This window comes from Actinomadura miaoliensis (genome assembly GCF_039536785.1).
GTDB lineage: Bacteria > Actinomycetota > Actinomycetes > Streptosporangiales > Streptosporangiaceae > Spirillospora > Spirillospora miaoliensis.
This window is the reverse complement of record NZ_BAAAZG010000055.1, coordinates 198,716-217,169: the sequence shown is the minus strand read 5'-3', so window position 1 is coordinate 217,169 and position 18,454 is coordinate 198,716. Positions and strand designations below refer to the sequence as shown.

The window sequence follows — 18,454 nt, the reverse complement described above, 5'->3', positions numbered from 1 at the left end:
GCCTGCTCCTCCAGGGCGGCGCGGCGGCGCACCGCCTCGGCGTGCCGCTGCCGCAGCTCGTGCAGCGCATGGCCCCGGTCGGCGGCGGCGCGCGCGGCCGCCAGCCTCTCGCGGGTCTCGGCGAGCAGGCCCTCGGTGACCGCGAGCACGTCGCAGAGGTAGGCCTCCAGCTCGGCGGCCCACGCGGGCAGCATCTCGACGTCTTCGAGGGGCTCGGGGGCGGGTTCGCCCTGCCGGGGCGCGGGGACGATGGGACGCGCGGCCTGGCGCGGCGACGCCGAGCCGCTGATCTCGGCGACGCGGTCGGCGATCGACTCGGCGTCGGCGCGCAGGTCGGCGGCCTCGCGGTGGGTGTCGCGGCGGCGGTCGGCCAGCCACTTCTCCACCTGGGTGAAGACCTCGGCGGCGAACAGCCGTTCCAGCACCTCGCGGCGCTCGTCGGCCTTGGCGCGCAGGAACCCGGCGAACTCCCCCTGCGGCAGCATCGCCACCTGGCAGAACTGGTCGCGCGTCATGCCCAGCAGCCGCCCGATGAGGTCGCCCGCCTCGTCCAGCCGGGTGGACAGCGCCACCCACCGGCCCCGCTCGAACTCCTCCAGCGTGACCTTGGCCTGCTCGACCCGGGTGCCCTGGCCGCGCAGCTTGGGCCGCTCCCACCGGGGCGACCGGGTGACGCGCAGCCGCCGCCCCCGGATCGTGGTCTCCAGCACCACCTGCGGGGCCGTGCCGGGAGGGGCGTGGTCGCTGCGCAGGCCGGTGGCGTCGTTGCGGCTGCGGGCGCCGGGCACCTGCCCGTACAGCGCGAAGCACACCGCGTCCAGGATGCTGGTCTTGCCCGCGCCGGTCTGCCCCTGGATGAGGAACAGGCCCGCGTCCGACAGCGCGTCGAAGTCGATCCGCTCGGTGCCGGAGAACGGCCCGAACGCTGTGATCTCCAGCCGGTGCAGCCTCATGCCCCGCCCCCTTCGCTCACGCCGTGCCGTCCTCGCTCACGCCGTGCCCTCTTCGCTCACGCCGTGCCCTCTTCGCTCACGCCGTGCCCTCTTCGCTCACGCCGTGCCCTCTTCGCTCACGCCTGGGCCTCCTTCTGGCGGCAGGCTTCGAACGCCTCGTACAGCAGCGCGCGTTCGGCGTCGCCGGCCGGGGCGCCGGTCACCTCGGCCACGAAGTCGCCGGCGATGTCGGTCTCGGACTTCTCCCGCACCCGCTCGGACCAGGTGCGCTCGGGCCGCTCGTCGCCGCCCTCAGGGGCGTGGCCCAGCACCAGGACGTGCGGGAAGCGGCGGCGCAGCCGCTCCATGGCGGCGGCGGGGCGGTTCGGATCGGTGAGAGTGATCTGCAGCCAGTGGTCGCGGTAGGCGTCGTACCGCGGATCGGTCAGCAGGTCGTCGATGCGGGCGGGGGGCAGCCGCCTGAGGCGGCGCGGCACGGGCGCCTCGGCGAACTCGGCCGTCACCGTGCCGTCGTCGGCCAGGTCGACCAGCCAGGAGCCCTTGACGTGGTGCTCCTCGGAGAACGAGTAGGCCAGCGGCGAGCCGGAGTAGCGGACCCGCTCGGTCACCCGCTGCCGCCCGTGCAGGTGGCCCAGCGCCACGTAGTCGATGCCGTCGAACACCCCGGCCGGCACGTTCGCCGCGCCGCCCACCGAGATGTCGCGCTCGCTGTCGCTGGTCTCCGGTTCCGGGGCCTCGCCGCCGGTGACGAACGCGTGCGCCAGCACCACCGAGCGGGTGCCCGGCGCGCGCCCGGCCAGGTCGGCGCGGATGCGGCGCATCGCGGCGGTGAGCGCGGCGGCGTGCCCGCGCTCGTCCAGCTTCCAGTCGCCGCGCACCAGGTCGGGCTCCAGGTACGGGATGCCGTAGACCGCCACGCCGCCGATCAGCACCGGCTCGCCGACCGCCGCCGGGTCGGTCCGCAGGTGCACGCCGGCGGCGTCCATCAGCCCCGCGCCGAAGCCGAGCCGCCGCGCCGAGTCGTGGTTGCCGGAGATCAGCACCACGCGGGCGACCTCGCGCAGCCGCGACAGGGCCTCGTCGGCCAGCCGCACCGCGTCCACGGACGGCAGCGCGCGGTCGTAGACGTCGCCGGAGACCAGCACGGCGTCCACGCGTTCCGACCGCGCGGTCTCGACCAGGTGGTCGACGAACGTGCCCTGGGCGGCCAGCAGGTCCTCGCGGTGGAAGGATCTGCCCAGATGCCAGTCGGAGGTGTGGAGAAATCGCATGTCCCGGCCACCATAGGCGCCACCTCCGACACATCAGGCACAGAAACGCCGACAAACCCCAAAGGATCACCCCGTCACCGCCGGACGCGCGTAGCGTGGTCCCCGCGTGAGCCCGGCCTCGGCCCGAAGGAGCGATGATGCGCACGGCCCCGCCGCCCCGCCTGGAGGAGATCGCCGACCGGATCTACGCCTACCTGCAGCCGGACGGCACCTGGTGCCTGAACAACGCCGCGTTCCTCGTCGGGCCGGACGCGGTGACGCTGGTCGACACGGCCGCCACCGAGCGGCGCGCCCGCGGGCTGCGCGAGGCGATCGCCTCGGTGACCGCGCTGCCGCCGCGCACCGTCGTCAACACCCACCACCACGGCGACCACACCTACGGCAACGGGCTGTTCGCCCGGGACGCGGTGATCATCGGGCACGACGCGTGCCCCGCCGCCATGGGTGAGCAGGGGCTGCTGCTGACCCTGTTGTGGCCGCACGTCGAGTGGGGCGAGGTGGAGGTCACGCCCCCGACGGTGACGTTCCCCGACCGGCTGACCCTGCGGGTGGGCGAGCTGGAGGTCGAGCTGGTCTTCGTGGGGCCGGCGCACACCGACAACGACATCGTGGCGTGGGTGCCCGAGCACCGGCTGCTGCTGGCCGGGGACGTGGTGTTCAACGGCGGCACCCCGTTCGTGCTGTGGGGGTCGGTCGCGGGCAGCCTGGCCGCGCTGGACCGGCTGCGGGCGCTCGGCGCCGAGACCGTCCTGCCCGGGCACGGCCCCGTCGGCGGGCCGGAGCTGTTCGACCGCGCCGAGGCGTACCTGCGCTGGGTCCAGGGCGTGGCGCGGCGCGGCGCAGAGGCCGGGCTGTCGCCGCTGGAGGCCGCCCGCGAGACCGACCTGGGCGAGTTCGCCGGCCTGACCGACTCCGAACGGCTCGTCGGCAACCTGCACCGCGCCTACGCCGAGCGGCGCGGCGAACCGCCCGGCGCCCCCCTGGACACCATGACCGCCATGCTGGAGATGGTGGAGTACAACGACGGTCAGGCCCCCACCTGCCTGGCCTGACCGGCCGGGCGTCGCCGGGCGCGCCTCCGGTGGGCTCGGGGCCGCGGCGCCTGCCTTAGGGTTACCGGCGTGAGCGAGCGTCCCTACGTGCTGTTGAGCTGCGCGATGTCGGTGGACGGTTACATCGACGACGCGAGCCCGGACCGGCTGCGGCTGTCCACCGCCGCCGACTGGGACCGCGTGGACGCCGTGCGCGCCGGCTGCGACGCCATCATGGTCGGGGCGGGCACCGTGCGGCAGGACGACCCCCGGCTGCTCGTGCGCTCCGAGGCCCGGCGCGAGCAGCGGGTGCGGCGCGGCCTGCCGCCGGACCTGACCAAGGTCACGGTGACCGCCGGCGGCGACCTCGACCCGGACGCCCGGTTCTTCACCACCGGGGAGTCGCCCAAGCTGGTGTACGCGCCGTCAGGCATCGCGCCCGGGCTGGCCGAACGGCTGGCCGGACGCGCCGAGGTCGTCGACGCGGGCGACCCGGTGAGCCTCCCGGCCTTGCTGGGCGACCTGGCGCGGCGCGGCGTGCGGCGGCTGATGGTCGAGGGCGGGGGCGGCGTCCACACCCGTTTCCTGACCGCGGGGCTGGTGGACGAGCTGCAGCTGGTGGTGGCGCCGTTCTTCATCGGCGACCCGGCGGCGCCGCGGTTCGTCGGCGCCGGGGTGTACCCGCAGAGCCCGGCGGCGCCGATGCGGCTGGAGGAGGTCACCCGCATCGGCGACCTGGTGCTGCTGCGCTATCTGGCGGGCGGCGGCCGCTGATGGACGGCGCCGCTCCACCGGCCGCGCAGCCGCCCGCCACCCGGCGCGGGGACGACCTGCGCTGGCTGGCGCTGGCCTGCGACCTGGCCGCGCTGTGCCCGCCGTCGGCCACGGCGTTCTCGGTCGGCGCGGTGATCGTCGACGCGGACGGCCGGGAGCTGGCCCGGGGCTTCTCCCGGGAGGCCGACCCGCACGCGCACGCCGAGGAGACCGCCCTGGCCAAGCTCGGCGCCGATCCGTGGGCCGGGCCGCCCGCGCCGGTGAGGGCGCCGCTCGCCGGCGCGACCCTCTACAGCTCGCTGGAGCCGTGCGGGCGGCGCCGGTCCCGTCCCCGCACCTGCGCGGACCTGATCCTGGCGGCCGGGATCCCGCGGGTGGTGTTCGCCTGGCGCGAGCCGTCGCTGTTCGTCGAGGGCGAGGGCAGGGAGCTGCTGCGCGCGAAGGGCGTGCGGGTCGTCGAGTTGCCCGAGCTGGCCGGGCGCGCCCGCGAGCCGAACGCCCACCTGCTGCCGTAGCGCCCGCCATGACGCGGGCGTGAGTCGACGGGCGTGAGACGCGAGTCTCATCCGGCTCTTGCCAATCCCGGGGGGCGGCATGCGATGCTGTGACCAAGCAAGCATTCGGTCAACACCCCGCGGAGGTGCGGCGGCATGCGCGAGCACGATCGGCTGTTCATCGACGGCGACTGGGCCGCCCCGGCCGGCACCGGCACCATCGAGGTCGTCTCCCCGCACACCGAGGAGGTGGTCGGGCGGGTGCCCGAGGGCACCGAGGCCGACATCGACGCCGCCGTGGCCGCCGCCCGCCGCGCGTTCGACCACGGGCCCTGGCCGCGCATGACGCCCGCCGAACGCGCCGCGATCCTCGGCCGGCTGGCGGCGATCTACGCCGAGCGGCAGCAGGAGATGGCCGACCTGATCACCGAGGAGATGGGCTCGCCCATCCTGTTCTCGGTGTTCGGGCAGGCCGCCATGGCGCAGATGGTGCTGCAGTACTACGTGAACCTGGCCGACGGGTACGCCTGGGAGGACGAGCGCGCGGGCATGCTCGGCCCGGTCACGGTGACGCGCGAGCCGGTCGGCGTGGTCGCGGCGATCTACCCGTGGAACGTCCCGCAGTTCACGCTGATGCTGAAGCTGGCGCCCGCGCTGCTCGCGGGCTGCACCGTGGTGGCCAAGCCGTCCCCGGAGGCGCCGCTGGACGCCTACGTGCTGGCCGAGTGGATCAAGGAGGCGGGCGTCCCCGAGGGCGTGGTCAACATCGTCCCGGCGGGACGGGAGGTCGGCGCGTACCTGGTCGCGCACCTGGACGTCGACAAGGTGGCGTTCACCGGGTCCACCGCGGCCGGACGGCGGATCGGCGCGGTGTGCGGGGAGAACCTGCGGCGCGTCACGCTGGAGCTGGGCGGCAAGTCCGCGGCGATCATCCTGGAGGACGCCGACCTGGCCGCCACCGTCGAGGGCCTGAAGATGGCGTCGCTGATGAACAACGGCGAGGCGTGCGCGGCGCAGACCCGCATCCTGGCGCCGCGGAGCCGCTACGACGAGGTCGCCGACGCCCTGGCCGCCATGGTCGGCGGGCTGACCGTGGGCGACCCGGCCGACTACGGCACCGAGATCGGCCCGCTGGTGGCGCGGCGGCAGCAGGACCGGGTGGAGAACTACATCCGGATCGGCCAGGACGAGGGCGCCAAGATCATCACCGGCGGGCTGAACCGGCCGCACGACCGCGGCTGGTACGTGGCGCCCACGGTGTTCGCCGGCGTCCGCAACGACATGCGCATCGCCCAGGAGGAGATCTTCGGCCCGGTGCTGGCGCTGATCCCCTACGAGGACGAGGACGACGCCGTGCGCATCGCCAACGACAGCGCCTACGGCCTGGGCGGCTCGGTGTGGACGGCCGACGTCGACCACGGCGTCGAGGTCGCCCGCCGCATCCGCACGGGAAGCTGCGGCGTCAACCTCTACGTGCTCGACCCCAACACGCCGTTCGGCGGCTTCAAGGACAGCGGCCTGGGACGCGAGCTCGGCCCCGAGGGGCTGGAGGCGTACCTGGAGCACAAGGCCATCCCCCGGCCGTCCTGATTCCGGCGAGCCCGGCCGTCGATTCCACGTTCGGGGGACGGGGGCCGTACCGTAGTGCGCCGTGTCCCCCACCAACGATGCTCCGAGCCTGGACGACGTGCTCGTCGGCGAGGCGGTGCTGGGCGTCTACCGGCAGATGTTCGCCGCGCTGGCGCGTGACAGCGGCGCCGTCGTCGACGACCCCGAGATGGTGGACGTGGCGGAGACGCTCCTGGCCGCGTTCGCCGACGCCGGGGAAGAGGGGCTGAGCCGCGAGCAGATGCGGTACGTGTGCCGCCGCTACCCCACCGAGGTGTTCGAGAACCGGCTGCGCGTGCTCAAGGGCCTGGGCGCGATACGGGAGGTGTTCCCCAAGCCCAACCAGCTTCGCTACCGCGCGTCGTTCACCAGCGTGGTGGGGCTGATGTTCGTCCGGCGGATGATGCTGGACGGCGGCCAGAGCGAGATGCACCGGCTGCTGGCGCTGGAACAGCTCAACGTGGCCGACCCCCGGATGACGGCCGAACAGGCGCGCGCGGGGGCCGAGGGGCTGGCGCGCGCGTTCCGCCTGTGGAGCGTCGAGCTGGTCACGCTGACCAACGGGACCATCGAGGAACTGCGCGAGCAGGCGCCGAAGCTGTGGGGCACCGAGGAGATCCTGCAGCGGGCCGAGCGGCTGCACGGGGCGATCCTGCGGCGCTGGCCGCAGCTGGACCGCACCTGCACCGATCTGCGCGCCGCCATCTACGCCTACGGGGACGCCTCGCGACGCGCCGCGGCCCGGCTGTCGGATTCCGCGGGCACCACGCGCAACCTCACGCTGCTTCCGCCCGAGACGTGGCGGACGTTCGCGCGCACCGCCTCCCGTGAGGAGCTGGCGGCGGTGCTGAACGGATTCGTGTTCGACGCGCCGGCGCCCTGGCACGAGCCCGCCGCGGTGGTGACGGCCGTGGAGGACGGCCCCCGCACGACCCCGCCCCGTCCGGCGCCGCCCCGTCCGTCCGTGCCGGACCCGGGGCTGTCGGAGGACGCGGCGAGCGACGACGCCGCCGCCGAACGTCTTCGTGTCGTCGCCGAGCAGGTTCTGCGGGGACGCGAGCGGGTCGCCGTGGAGGAGGTGCTCGACCAGGACTGGACGGCCGCACGGCGTCTGCTGGCCGACCTGTCGTCGGCGCACCTGCACCCGGAGCTGCCCTACCGGCTGGTGTGGTCGGACGGGTTGGCGACGCGTCCGGACGGGTCGCCGACGTGGCTGTCCCCCGGCGTGTTCGAAAGGACAGGCCCGTGAACGCGCCCGTACCCCCGACCGTGCCCGCCGAGGTGCTCGCCCGGGCGCGGGCACGTCTGCTGGGCGCGCCCTCGATCGCGGTGTCGGACCCCACTCCGCCGGGGCTGGTCACGGCGGGCGACGGTTCGCGCGTGTGGCTGCTGCCCCCGTGGCCCGACGGCGCCACCCCGGCGCTGCTGGAGGAGTACGACATCGCGCCCATGCCGCTGGACCGTCCTGGCCAGGCGCGCCGTGTGCTGGCCGCCGCGTTGCGCTGCTGCTGGCCCCGCCTGGACGACGCGCCCTGGCCCGGTGAACGCGCCCCCGTCGGCGACGTGCTGGAGGTGTACGTGCGCATGTCGCGGGGCGACGCGGAACTGGCGCGCCGCTGGGCGACCGGTGAGCTGCGCCGCCTGCACGACACCGGGTGGCTGCTGCTGGACAAGGAGGCCGCGACCGTCCGGCCCGGCCCCCGCGTCGCCCTGTGGCCCGAGGGCTCGCTGGGCTCGTTGCGCGACCTGATCCGCCGTCTTCCCCAGCCGCCCGAGCCGCTGCCCCACGTCGACGAGCAGGCCGCCCCCGCGGGCGAGCCGGGCGAGCCCGTGGAGGATGCGGGTGAGTGAGCTGTTCGAGCCGCTGCTGCGTTCGTACGACGAGAAGCGGCGGGCGGAGCTGGTGGCCGCGTACATGGCGGTGGAGCACGCGGCCGAGCCGGTGCCCGAGGTGCGGTTCCCGGCGTTGCGCGAGCCCGCCCTGCGCCGCACCGTCGAGGAGATGCTCGCCCTGACCGGTCGCACGCTGGTGCGCACGGCCGTCAAGGGCGGCCCGTCGCGCTGGACGTCCGCCTACCGCGACGACGTCGCCGAGGCGCTGGCCGCCGACCCGGCGTGCGTGCCGCCGCCGGACGAACGCGCGGTCCTGACGCTGATCCTCATCCACTCCGTCGCGATCCCCCGCGCGACCGGCCTGCTGCCGGACGACTCGTGGCTGTCGCCGTACCCGACGCCGCTGGAGGAGCTGCGGCGCCGCTCGCAGCTCCCCATCGGCGAGCTGGAGGCCGCCCTGCGCCGCCTGCGCCTGGCGGGCCTGGTGTCGCAGGTGAAGGCGGGATCGGACGAGCAGGGCGGGTTCGTCCCGGGCCCGCAGTTCCACCGGCTCACCGAGGCCGCCCGCCGCCGCCTGCAGGAGGAGCTGATCCTGGCCGCGGGCCCCGACTCGCCGCTGGCCGCCACCATCCGCGCCCGCCGCCACAGCCGCGCCCGCGCCGCCTCGCAGCAGGCCGACGCCGCCCGGCAGGCCGGCGCCGCAGAACGAACGCATCAGGGGGAGAACGAATGACGGCCGTCCTCGAACCGTTGGTGCCCGGCCCCGCGCACGGGGCCGGGGACAACGAGAACGTCGTCGGGGACCGTGTGCTCATCGCCGTGCAGGCGGTGAACATCTCACGGCTGTCCACGCATCCGGTGCCGACCGTGCCGGGCACGCTGATCGTGGTGGCGGGGCAGGGCCCCAAGGACTCCAACGGCGCGGGCAAGTCGTCGTTCATCGCGGCCATCACCGCGCTGCTGGGCGACGAGCAGTGGCGGTTCGCGTCCGGCGCGCGCGCCGTGGCCGAGCTGCTGTTCAACGCCGAGCTGGCGGCGCAGGGCGAGAGCCAGTGGGCCAGCGCCGACCACGGCTACATCATCGGCGTGTTCGACCACGCCGACTCCCCCGAGGAGGACGGCGCGTCGGCGGTCACGGTGTGGCTGCGCGTCAACGCCGACGCCCCGCACCTGGAGATCCGGTGGCGGCGCGGGGTGCACCTGGCGTCGGCCCCGTCGGAGGCCGAGCGGGTGTCCATGGCCGACCGGCTGTGGGCGGGCCTGCCGCGCAGCGCGGGGCGCCGCGACTTCGTCGCCAAGGACCTGACCCGCGTGCTGTACGGCGGGCAGGTGCGGTGCGTGTCGTTCCTGTCCACGTCGGTGCGCTCCAAGGTCGCCACGAACCTGCTGTCGCAGCCGCTCAACGAGATCCCGCCGGAGCGGATCTTCAGCGCGATCGCCGCGCTGACCGGGCTGGACCGGGAGCTGGAGGCCGAGCGGGTGTCGCGGGCCGAGGAGCACCGGGAGCGGGCCAAGGCCGCCGAGGCGGCCGAGCGGCTGGCCGGCTGGGAGCGGGAGGCCGCGGCGCTGCTGAAGACCTTCGACCGCCGCGACCGGGCCCGCGAGCAGGTCGCGGCGGCGGTGCGGGACTGGCGGACGCGGCAGGCGCGGCTGCTGACCGACGCCGTGCGGACCGACGCGGCGCACGCCGCCGAGGTGGAGCGGCTGCACCGGGACGCCGCCGAGGCCGCCGAGGCGATCAAGGCGGCGGAGCGGGAGGTCGAGCAGCTCACCGGCGGCGCGCTGGACGCACAGCTGGCCGAGGCGGGCGCGGTGCTGGCCGACCTGAAGGGGCAGGCCGACACGCTCGGCGCGGACAAGGCGGTGGCCCGCAACGGGCTGGAGGAGCTGCGCCGCCAGGTGTCGGCGCTGGAGGACCGGCGCCGCGACGCCGACGGCCGCGACGCCGAGGCCGCGCGCCGCGAGCTGGCCGAGGCCGAGGCCCGGCGCGACGAGGCGCAGCAGGAGTTCGGCATGGCCCGGGGCGCGGTGTCGCGGGCCGAACGGGCGCTGGCCGAGGCCGAGGCCGGGGAGAGCAGCGCCCCGGCGCAGATCCGCGCGCTGGCGGCGGCGGGCGTCGCGGCGGTCGGGCTGCTGGACGCGGTGGAGCTGGCCGAGGACGTGCGCGAGCGCTGGGAGGCGGCGCTGTGGCCGTACCGGGAGGCCGTCGTGGTCGGCGCCGGCGACCTGGACGCCGCCATGAAGGCCCTGCGCGACCTGCCCGGGTCGATGATCGTCCCGGCGGACGGCGAACTGGAGGCGGACGCCGACGTCGCCCAGCGCGAGGGCCATCCGCCGGGGGTGCGGTGCGGCCTGCCGCTGGGGCGGTTCTTCTCCGCGCTCGACGACGGCGACGGCACGGGCGTGGTGATCGTCGGGGGGTTCCCCGAGCCGGTGACGGGGCGGGTGGCGCGCGTGCAGGCGGCGCGGGCGGCGCTGGAGGCGGCGCGGGCGGCCCTGGAGGCGGCCCGCGAGCGCACCGCGCAGGCCGCGGCGGACGTGGCGCAGGCGCAGCGGCGCCTGGCGGGCGCGCAGGCCGCCGCCGAGCTGGAGCTCGTCCGCGAGAAGATGACCGGGCTGCGCGAGCGCCTGGAGGAGCTGGCGGCCGGTGAGGCGCGGCTGGGGCCGCGGCTGGGCGCGGCCGAGCAGGCGCTGCGCCGCCTGCAGGCCAAGGCCGACACGCGCGCCCTGGAGGTGGACCGGCTGCGCGGCCGCCGCGAGGCGCACGAACGCACCCGCGACCAGATCCGCGCCAAGATCACCGAACTGGAGGGGCGCCGCGCCGCGCTGGGCGTGGCCGAGCTGGAGAAGGAGTGGGGCCAGTCGAGGGAGGCGGCGGCCGAGTGGCTGGACGCCCTCACCGACGACGAGCGGACCTGGACGCCCGACGAGTGGTGGCACACCGCCGAGAAGCACCTGTCGGAGGCGCTGCGCCTGGTGTTCCCCGACGGCGTGTCCGACGAGGACATGCCCGAGGAGATCCGTTTCCTGCTGCGTGAACGCGCCGAGGGCGAGGGCCGCCGCACCGAGCGCGAACGCTCGACGTTCCCCCGCCTCGTCCGGGCTCTGGAGACGTACCTGCGGCAGCAGGAGGACTACGAGCGGCACCAGCGGCGGCAGATCGAGGTGCAGATGGCCGCGCGCCGCGCCGACCTGGACAAGGCGCAGAAGGGCGCCGTGGAGGCGGCGGGCGCGGCCGAGGCGCACCGCACCGCGCTGACCGCCGCGATCCGCACGCGGCTGCAGCGCGTCGCCGAGGAGTTCGAGAAGCTGGACGTCGAGTACGGCGGGTACGGGGCGACGCTGGAGTTCCCCACGCCCGAGCCGCCCGCCGACCCCGAGCAGGAGTGGCGGTGGCGCGTCACGCCCAAGTGGCGGCGTTCGGACGGGCAGCGTTACGTCCCCTACAACCGGCGCGCCAACACCGCGCTGATGGACGAGAAGGCCGTCAAGCTGGTGTGCGCGGCGGCGCTGGCGTCGTCCGGCGGCGGCCGCCTGTGCCTGGTGCTGGACGAGCTGGGCCGCAACCTGGGCAAGGAGCACCGCAAGGAGGCCGTGGCGCTGTTCCGCGAGATCGGCGAGTCGCACGGCATCACGGTGATCGGCGCGCTGCAGGACGACATGGAGCCGTACGCGATCGACGCGTGCGGGCAGTACGTCAAGCTGCGCCGCTCGTCCGACACCATGCCGTACAACGAGCCGCCCGTCGTGGTCGGGTACGACCGGCACGAGGCGCGGGTGCGGGCGCTGGCCAAGCACGTCGCCGCGTCCCGTCCGCCCGCCGGTGAGCCCGACGCCGCCCGTGGCGCGGGCACGGCGTCCGAGTGAAGATCGACCAAACTTCCGCCGCGTCCGCCACGTCCAAATCCAGGACCGGGTGAGGCGTGGACAGCGGGACCGGGAGGAGCGGGCGGCCGTGACGCAGTGGCGGGTATCGGGCTTCGACGAGGTGCGCGAGCTAGGACGGGGCGCGCAGGGCCGGGTGGTCCTGGCGCGGCACTCCCGCGCGGGCACCCCCGTGGCGATCAAATATCTGGCCGCCGACGCCGACGCCCGCGTGCGCGAGCGGTTCCGGGAGGAGGCGCGCATGCTCGGCCGGGTCGACGACCCGCACGTGGCGCGGCTGTACCGGCTGGTCGAGACCGACGACGGCATCGCGATCATCATGGAGGCCGTCGACGGCGTCTCGTTCAAGGAGATCCTGGCGCGGCACGGGGCGCTGGCGCCGGAGGCGGCGCTGACCGCGCTGAAGGGCTCGCTGCTCGGGCTGGCCGCCGCGCACGACGCCGGGGTGGTGCACCGCGACTACAAGCCGGCCAACGTGATCGTCCCGGCGGACGGGCGCAGCAGGCTCGTCGACTTCGGCGTGGCGGTGCTCGCCGGGGAGTCCTCGGCCGCGGGCACGCCGCTGTACATGGCGCCCGAGCAGTGGCGCGGTGAGGGCGCCTCCCCCGCCACCGACGTGTACGCCGCGACGTGCGTGTTCTTCGAGGCGGTGACCGGGCGCCGCCCGTACCCGGCCGAGGGGCAGGCCGCGCTGCGGGCACGGCACCTGTCCGCGCCCGTCCCGGTCGAGGAGGTCCCCGGGCCGCTGCGGCCGCTCGTCGCGCGCGGCATGGCCAAGGACCCGGCCGACCGCCCCGCCGGCGCCCGCGCGTTCGTCGCCGAGCTGGACGCGGTGGCGCGCGCGGAGTACGGCCCGGAGTGGGAGTCGCGCGGCCTGCGCGTCCTGGCCGGGGCCGCCGTGGCGCTCGCCGCGCTGTTCCCGCTGGTCGCCGCCGGGCTGGCCCCGGCCGGCGCGGCCGTCGGCACGGCCGGTGCCGCCGGCGCTTCGGCGGCGTCGGCGGCGTCGGCGTCCGGCACGTCGGGTCTGCTGGCCGCGGTGGGCACCAAGACCGCCGTCGCCATCGCCGGGACGGCCGTGGTGGGCGCGGGGGTGGGCGGGGTCGGCGTCTACAAGGCGGTCGGCTCGGAGCCCGAGAAGCGTCCCGCCGCCGTGCGAAGCGCCGCGCCGACGCGGACGCTGACGCTCGGCGCGCTGCGCGTCAAGGCGCCGGTGGCCTGGAAGGCGCACCGTTACAACACCGAGGGCGCCAGCTACAAGGTCGAACTGCCGAACTCGTCCTGCACGCCGCTGGGCACCGCAAAGGATCCCCTGATGGTGGGGCGGGAGGACGAGTGCCCAGGGTTCGAGGTGCTCGACGAGTACGGCATGGGCTGGAAGCGCGAACGCGACGCCAGCTCCTATGTCCCCGGCCGGCCGTACATCCCGTCCAACGATCCCGGCCACGTATGCCCGCCCGCGCAGAAGAAGTACGCGATGGCCGTGCCCGCGGGCCGGAAGCAGCGGGTCGCGGCGAAGGTCGGAACGCGGGACGCCCAGCACGAGGAGTGGCGCTTCGAATGCATGGGCAATGACCTCAACGGCCACACCGGCGTCTTCTTCACGCAGCGGTTGTGGTACATCCCGCAGGCGAAGGTCCTCATTCTCGACGAGTGGGGGATGCCCGGCCTGGACCAGGTGCTGCGGGACGCGACCTGGCTCTGAGATGCCGGTAGGCGAGCACGGCCAGGAACAGCAGGGTCGCGGTCACTCCGAGCGTCCAGACGATCTCGCCGCCCGAGCGCTGGTCGTCGAGCGGGGAGACGCCCCAGGGCCGTCCCAGGCGGGTGAACCAGCCCGCGGCGAACGCGTCGTCGGAGCCCGTGAGGCGCAGCGCGAAGCCGGCGTGGAAGGGAAGGGACGCCGCCAGGAGCGCCATTCCGCGCAGGCACCGTCCGGGACTCGCGACGGCCCGCAGGTAGCAGTACCCGGCCGCCAGGAACACCGCCATGGCCAGCGAGTGGATCGCGTGGTTGCGCAGTGAGGACTCGAACAGCGACGTGAAATAGAAGCCGTAGAGGGTCGCGACGAACAGCGCCGGCGCCACGACGGGATGCGCGAGCAGCCGCGCGCCCCGGCTGTGCGCCGCCGCGTCGAGCAGTTCCCGGGGCCGCCCCTCGGGAAGCGCGCGCAGCGCCAGGGCGACGGGCGCGCCGAGCCACAGCATGACCGGCGCCAGCAGGGTCACCACCAGGTGCTGCACCAGGTGCGCGCTGAACAGCACCATGCTGTACCGGGCCAGCCCGCTGGACGTCGCGACCAGCACGATCGTCAGCCCCGCGTACCACGCGACGACGCGCGTCAGCGGCCAGGCGCCGCCGCGTCCGCGCAACCGCACGACGGCCGCCCCGTACAGGACGCCGCCGAGGACGACCAGCGTGCCGAACAGCGGGTCGGCCCACCAGTCCAGGGCGTAGGCGGACACGCTCGGCGGCCCGGGCAGCGGGAAGCCGAGCCGCAGCTCCACCGGGTCGAGCGTGTCGCTGACCGGTTCCGGCGGCGGCGTCCGCGACAGCCCGGTGGCCAGCGCCATGGCGGCGGCCATGACGGTGATCTCGACGGCGCCGACGCGCAGGAACGTCCCCGTGTCGCGCCGCGACCGCAGCCGCGGGATGCTCGCCCGCCGATGCCACCAGCCGAACCCGGCCAACGCCGCCAGCACGGCGATCTTGGCGGCGACCAGCGTGCCGTACCGGGAGCCCACGTCGAAGCCGCCCAGCCGGATCCACGCGTTGACCGCGCCGCTCACCGCGACCGCCGCGAAGCACACCAGCGCCACGGCGCTGTAGCGGGCGACGGCCTCGGCCGCGTGCTCCCCGTCCCACCGCGCCACCACGGCGAGCGCGACCAGCCCGCCCGCCCACACGGCCGCGCCGAGGACGTGCGCGGCCAGGCTGTAGACGGCCAGGGCGTGGAACGAGGCGTCCGCCGCGTGCCCGGTGAAGATCGGCGGCAGCAGCCCGGCCAGCGCCAGGACCAGCGGGTATCCGGCGGCCTGCGGCGTGCGGGCCAGGGGCGCGGTGACCGCGACGGTGGCGGCGGCCACCGCGACGGCGGCCAGGGCCCGTCCCTGCGGCAGGTCCAGCAGGAACGTGGCGAGCAGGTTCCCCGTGACGTGCCCGGCCGGGACGCCGAACAGGTCGCCCACCGAGAACGCGACCACGGCGAGAGTGGCCAGCGTCCAGGCCAGCGCGCTCAGCGACGCCGCCCGCAGGCACCGCTCCAGGTGACCGGACGCGGCGGGCAGCAGCACGGCGGCGAGCAGCAGCCATCCCACGGTGAGCGTCCCGGCGGCGTTCATCGCCAGCTCCGACAGGGCCAGGGCGCCCTTGGTGAACGCCCCCGCCTGGGTCAGCCCGGGCGCGGCCTGCTCGCTCATCGAGCCGCCGAACCGGACGACGACCGCCAGCACCACCAGCGCCGCGGCGACGGCGCCGAGCCCGGCCTGCGCGGGCCCGACCGCCGCCGGCCCCGGCGACGCCATCAGGACGGCCCGCCCGTCTCCGTGGGAATGCGCGCTGTTCACACCTTCCCTGTACGGCGCCGCGGCCCGCCCCGTTCAACCGAACCTTTCCGGGGCGGGCCGGGCCGTCAGCCGTGCCGCTCTAGGGGGCGCCTTTGTCCATCCCCCCGGGCCGGTCGGTGAGCTCCTCGGCGACGGAACGGGACGTCGACTCCAGCTCGTGCGCGAGCTGCCGGAGTTCGGCGCCGCCCGCCATGAGGGCGGTGAGATCCTCCCGGGTGATCTCGTCCTTGGTGTGGTAGGCCATGCCGCGGCCCCGGTTGAGGATCAGGAAGCGGTCCCCGACCGGGTAGGCGTGGTGCGGGTTGTGGGTGATGAACACCACGCCGAGGCCGCGCTCGCGGGCCTGGACGATGTAGCGCAGCACCACCCCGGCCTGCTTGACGCCCAGCGCCGCGGTCGGCTCGTCCAGCACCAGCACCTTGGCGCCGAAGTACACGGCGCGGGCGATCGCCACGCACTGCCGTTCGCCGCCCGACAGCGTGCCGATCGGCTGGTCGACGTCGCGCAGGTCGATGCCCATGCGCATCAGCTCGTCCTTGGTGGTGCGGCGCATGAAGTCCACGTCGAGCACGCCGAGCGCCCTGCGCTTCTCCGAGCCGAGGAAGAAGTTGCGCCAGACCGGCATCAGCGGCACGACCGCCAGGTCCTGGTAGACGGTGGCGATGCCGCGGTCGAGCGCGTCGCGCGGCGAGGCGAACGCCACCGGCTCGCCCTGGACCTCGTAGGTCCCGCTGTCGTGCCGGTGCAGCCCCGCGATGATCTTGATGAGGGTGGACTTGCCCGCCCCGTTGTCGCCGAGCACGCAGGCGACCTCCCCGGCGTGCACCTCCAGGGACACCTCGCGCAGGGCGATGATGTTGCCGTAGTTCTTGCCGACACCGTCCAGCCGCACCAGCGGCACCCGTTCGCTCATCGCGCCCGCTCCACCCTGCGCCGGACCACCAGGTTGACCACGGTGGCCACCAGCAGCATCGCGCCGAGGAAGAACTTGAACCAGTCGGGGTTCCACTCGGCGTACACGATGCCCTTGTTGGTCATGCCGAAGATGAACGCGCCGATGGCGGCGCCGACCGCCGAGCCGTACCCGCCCGTGAGCAGGCAGCCGCCGATCACCGCGCAGATGATGTAGAAGAACTCGTTGCCCACGCCCTCCCCCGACTGCACGGTGGCGAACGCGAACACCAGGTGCATGCCCGACAGCCAGGCGCAGAACGCCACCCCCATGAACAGCCCGATCCTGGTGCGGTCGACCGGGACGCCGACCGCTCGGGCGCTGGCCGGGGCACCGCCCACCGCGAAGATCCAGTTGCCGATCCGGGTGCGCAGCAGGATCCAGGTGGCGACGGCGACCAGCAGCAGCCACCAGAACACGGTGATGTTGACGTTGACCCCGGCGATGTCGACGTCCGAGGCGAACACCGCGCGCGCCGAGGAGAAGCCGTCCATGTCGCGCACCGAGTCGCTGGCCACGTTGCCGGTCACCGCCTTGGTGACGCCCAGGTTGCCCCCGGCCAGCATGAAGAACGTCGCCAGCGTGATGATGAAGCTGGGCAGCCCGGTCCTGACGTACAGCAGGCCGTTGAGGAACCCGAGCGCGAGGGTGACGACGAGGGACAGCGCCACGCCCACCCACAGGTTCAGCGTGAGCTGGTAGCTGACCAGCGCGGCCACCAGCGCGGAGGTCGTCACCATCACCCCGGCGGACAGGTCGAACTCGCCGCCGATCATCAGCAGCGACACCCCGACCGCCATGATCCCGAACGTCGACCCCGCGTACAGGACGGTGGAGAAGGAGTCGGCCCGCAGGAACGCGTCGGCCACCAGGGAGAAGAACACGAACACCGCCACGGCGCCGAGCAGCGCCCCCAGCTCGGGACGCGCCAGCAGGCGGCGCGCCCACGACCGCCGCGCCAGCCGTTCGTCGGCCGCCGGCGCGGGCGGCCCCGCCACCGCGTGCCCCGTCAACGCGTCCCCCGGTCGGCGTACGCCTCGATCCGCGCCGCGGCGTCCCTGGTGACGATGGCGGGCCCGGTCAGCACGGGGCGTCCGCCGCCGAGCACGTTGCCGTTGGTGCGGTACAGCCACACCTCGTCGACGGCCTCGTAACCCTGCAGGTAGGGCTGCTGGTCGACGGCGAACTGCACCGACCCCGCCTTCATCAGCCCGACCAGGTCCTTGTTGAGGTCGAACGTGGCGACCTTGGCCGGCGAGCCGCTCTCCTTGACCGAGTCGACGGCGGTCGCGGCGACCGCGGCGTTCAGCGTCAGCACGCCGTCGATGCCGTCGTCGGCCTGCAGCTTGGCGGTGATGGACGACTTGACCTGCGGCATGTTGGTGCCCTGGACGAACAGATCCTGCATCTGCCCGCCGAAGGTCTTCTTCGCCCCGGCGCAGCGGTCCTCCAGCCCGACGTTGCCCTGCTCGTGGATCACGCACAGGGCCTTCTTCGCGCCGATCCTGGCCAGCTCGCGCCCGGCGGCCTCGCCCGCGATCGTCTCGTCCTGCCCGAAGTGGGCGATCGCGCCGTACCGGGCGGACACGTCCGCCCCGGAGTTGATGGACACCACCGGGATCCTGGCGGCGACGGCCCGCGCCACCACGTCCCGGAGCGCGTCCGGCTTGGCGAAGGTGACGATGATGCCGTCCACCTTCTTGTCGATCGCCGACTGGACGAGCTGGGCCTGCTTGCCGCCGTCCGGGTCGGCCGAGTAGAGGAACTTGGCGTTGTGCTTGGCGGCGGCCGCCTGCGCGCCCTTCTGCACGATGTCCCAGAAGGCGTCGCCCGGGCCGGAGTGGGTGATCATCGCGATGGTGAGCGGCGGCCCGCCCGCGGTGGCCTTCTCCTCGGCCTTCTTGCCGCCCGACTCACTGCACGCCCCCAGCGCCAGTGCTGCCGCGGCGCCCAGGGCCACCAGGGCCATGGTCCGTGTGCGCTTCATCGGCGGTCTCCGTTCTCCCCGAGAGGGTGGGTGGGTTGCCCGTGCCGGCGTCCTCCAGACTCCGGATGATCGCGCAGATGTCAACGTTCCCGCGTCGCGGCGG

Annotated in this window: 15 protein-coding genes; 9 read left to right on the top strand and 6 right to left on the bottom strand. The window is 74.7% G+C overall.

Translation table 11 applies throughout. The annotated features are described in order from the left end of the window. Positions 1–953: AAA family ATPase (locus tag ABD811_RS35320; protein WP_344956453.1), on the bottom strand; the 953-nt coding region annotated here is incomplete at its 3' end. A gap of 116 nt (positions 954–1,069) precedes the next feature. Beyond that, a complete protein-coding gene (locus ABD811_RS35315) occupies positions 1,070–2,224 on the bottom strand; it encodes an exonuclease SbcCD subunit D (RefSeq protein ID WP_344956452.1) in 1,155 nt (384 codons plus the stop codon). Between the two features lie 134 nt (positions 2,225–2,358). Here ABD811_RS35315 and ABD811_RS35310 point away from each other — a divergent pair, with 134 nt between their 5' ends. The 9 genes from ABD811_RS35310 (at position 2,359) to ABD811_RS35270 (ending at position 13,551) form a co-directional block, all read left to right on the top strand. After that, the gene (locus ABD811_RS35310; RefSeq protein ID WP_344956450.1) at positions 2,359–3,276 is read left to right on the top strand and encodes an MBL fold metallo-hydrolase; all 918 of its coding nucleotides are present in this window, start codon (positions 2,359–2,361) and stop codon (positions 3,274–3,276) included. Positions 3,277–3,345: 69 nt separating this feature from the next. Further along, on the top strand, positions 3,346–4,029 hold the full coding sequence (locus ABD811_RS35305) for a RibD family protein (RefSeq protein ID WP_344956448.1): 684 nt from the start codon (positions 3,346–3,348) through the stop codon (positions 4,027–4,029). Next, on the top strand, positions 4,029–4,544 hold the full coding sequence (locus tag ABD811_RS35300) for a cytidine/deoxycytidylate deaminase family protein (RefSeq protein ID WP_344956446.1): 516 nt from the start codon (positions 4,029–4,031) through the stop codon (positions 4,542–4,544). Before ABD811_RS35305 ends, ABD811_RS35300 begins: the two co-directional genes overlap by 1 nt. Before the next feature lie 135 nt (positions 4,545–4,679). Next, the gene (locus ABD811_RS35295; protein WP_344956444.1) at positions 4,680–6,113 is read left to right on the top strand and encodes an aldehyde dehydrogenase; all 1,434 of its coding nucleotides are present in this window, start codon (positions 4,680–4,682) and stop codon (positions 6,111–6,113) included. Between the two features lie 61 nt (positions 6,114–6,174). Then, positions 6,175–7,380: a hypothetical protein gene (locus ABD811_RS35290; RefSeq protein WP_344956443.1), complete on the top strand. Its 1,206-nt coding sequence runs from the start codon at positions 6,175–6,177 to the stop codon at positions 7,378–7,380. Further along, on the top strand, positions 7,377–7,982 hold the full coding sequence (locus ABD811_RS35285; protein ID WP_344956441.1) for a hypothetical protein: 606 nt from the start codon (positions 7,377–7,379) through the stop codon (positions 7,980–7,982). Before ABD811_RS35290 ends, ABD811_RS35285 begins: the two co-directional genes overlap by 4 nt. Next, positions 7,975–8,697 carry a DprA-like winged helix domain-containing protein gene (locus ABD811_RS35280; protein WP_344956439.1) on the top strand — a complete coding sequence of 241 codons (723 nt, stop codon included), beginning with the start codon at positions 7,975–7,977 and terminating at the stop codon, positions 8,695–8,697. Before ABD811_RS35285 ends, ABD811_RS35280 begins: the two co-directional genes overlap by 8 nt. Beyond that, entirely contained in the window at positions 8,694–11,831 is a 3,138-nt protein-coding gene (locus tag ABD811_RS35275; RefSeq protein ID WP_344956437.1) for a coiled-coil domain-containing protein, read from the top strand. The genes ABD811_RS35280 and ABD811_RS35275 overlap by 4 nt, the downstream gene beginning before the upstream one ends. A gap of 88 nt (positions 11,832–11,919) precedes the next feature. After that, positions 11,920–13,551, top strand: coding sequence for a serine/threonine-protein kinase (locus ABD811_RS35270; protein ID WP_344956435.1), 1,632 nt, complete (start codon positions 11,920–11,922; stop codon positions 13,549–13,551). Here the strand turns inward: ABD811_RS35270 and ABD811_RS35265 are convergent. The 4 genes from ABD811_RS35265 to ABD811_RS35250 form a co-directional block, all read right to left on the bottom strand. Further along, positions 13,487–15,412, bottom strand: coding sequence for a bifunctional copper resistance protein CopD/cytochrome c oxidase assembly protein (locus ABD811_RS35265; protein ID WP_344956433.1), 1,926 nt, complete (start codon positions 15,410–15,412; stop codon positions 13,487–13,489). The genes ABD811_RS35270 and ABD811_RS35265 overlap by 65 nt on opposite strands. A gap of 79 nt (positions 15,413–15,491) precedes the next feature. Next, positions 15,492–16,325, bottom strand: a complete 834-nt coding sequence (locus ABD811_RS35260; RefSeq protein WP_344956431.1) for an ATP-binding cassette domain-containing protein — start codon at positions 16,323–16,325, stop codon at positions 15,492–15,494. Next, complete coding sequence (locus ABD811_RS35255; RefSeq protein WP_344956429.1) at positions 16,322–17,377, bottom strand: ABC transporter permease; 1,056 nt, start codon at positions 17,375–17,377, stop codon at positions 16,322–16,324. Before ABD811_RS35255 ends, ABD811_RS35260 begins: the two co-directional genes overlap by 4 nt. Continuing rightward, positions 17,374–18,351: a substrate-binding domain-containing protein gene (locus ABD811_RS35250; RefSeq protein ID WP_344956426.1), complete on the bottom strand. Its 978-nt coding sequence runs from the start codon at positions 18,349–18,351 to the stop codon at positions 17,374–17,376. The genes ABD811_RS35255 and ABD811_RS35250 overlap by 4 nt, the downstream gene beginning before the upstream one ends. Between the last annotated feature and the right edge of the window lie 103 nt (positions 18,352–18,454).

Coding starts and splice junctions, on each gene's coding strand:
- ABD811_RS35310 (WP_344956450.1), top strand. CDS start 2,359: ATGATGCGCACGGCCCCGCCGCCCCGCCTGGAGGAGATCGCCGACCGG.
- ABD811_RS35250 (WP_344956426.1), bottom strand. CDS start 18,351: ATGAAGCGCACACGGACCATGGCCCTGGTGGCCCTGGGCGCCGCGGCA.
- ABD811_RS35275 (WP_344956437.1), top strand. CDS start 8,694: ATGACGGCCGTCCTCGAACCGTTGGTGCCCGGCCCCGCGCACGGGGCC.
- ABD811_RS35315 (WP_344956452.1), bottom strand. CDS start 2,224: ATGCGATTTCTCCACACCTCCGACTGGCATCTGGGCAGATCCTTCCAC.
- ABD811_RS35295 (WP_344956444.1), top strand. CDS start 4,680: ATGCGCGAGCACGATCGGCTGTTCATCGACGGCGACTGGGCCGCCCCG.
- ABD811_RS35260 (WP_344956431.1), bottom strand. CDS start 16,325: ATGAGCGAACGGGTGCCGCTGGTGCGGCTGGACGGTGTCGGCAAGAAC.
- ABD811_RS35300 (WP_344956446.1), top strand. CDS start 4,029: ATGGACGGCGCCGCTCCACCGGCCGCGCAGCCGCCCGCCACCCGGCGC.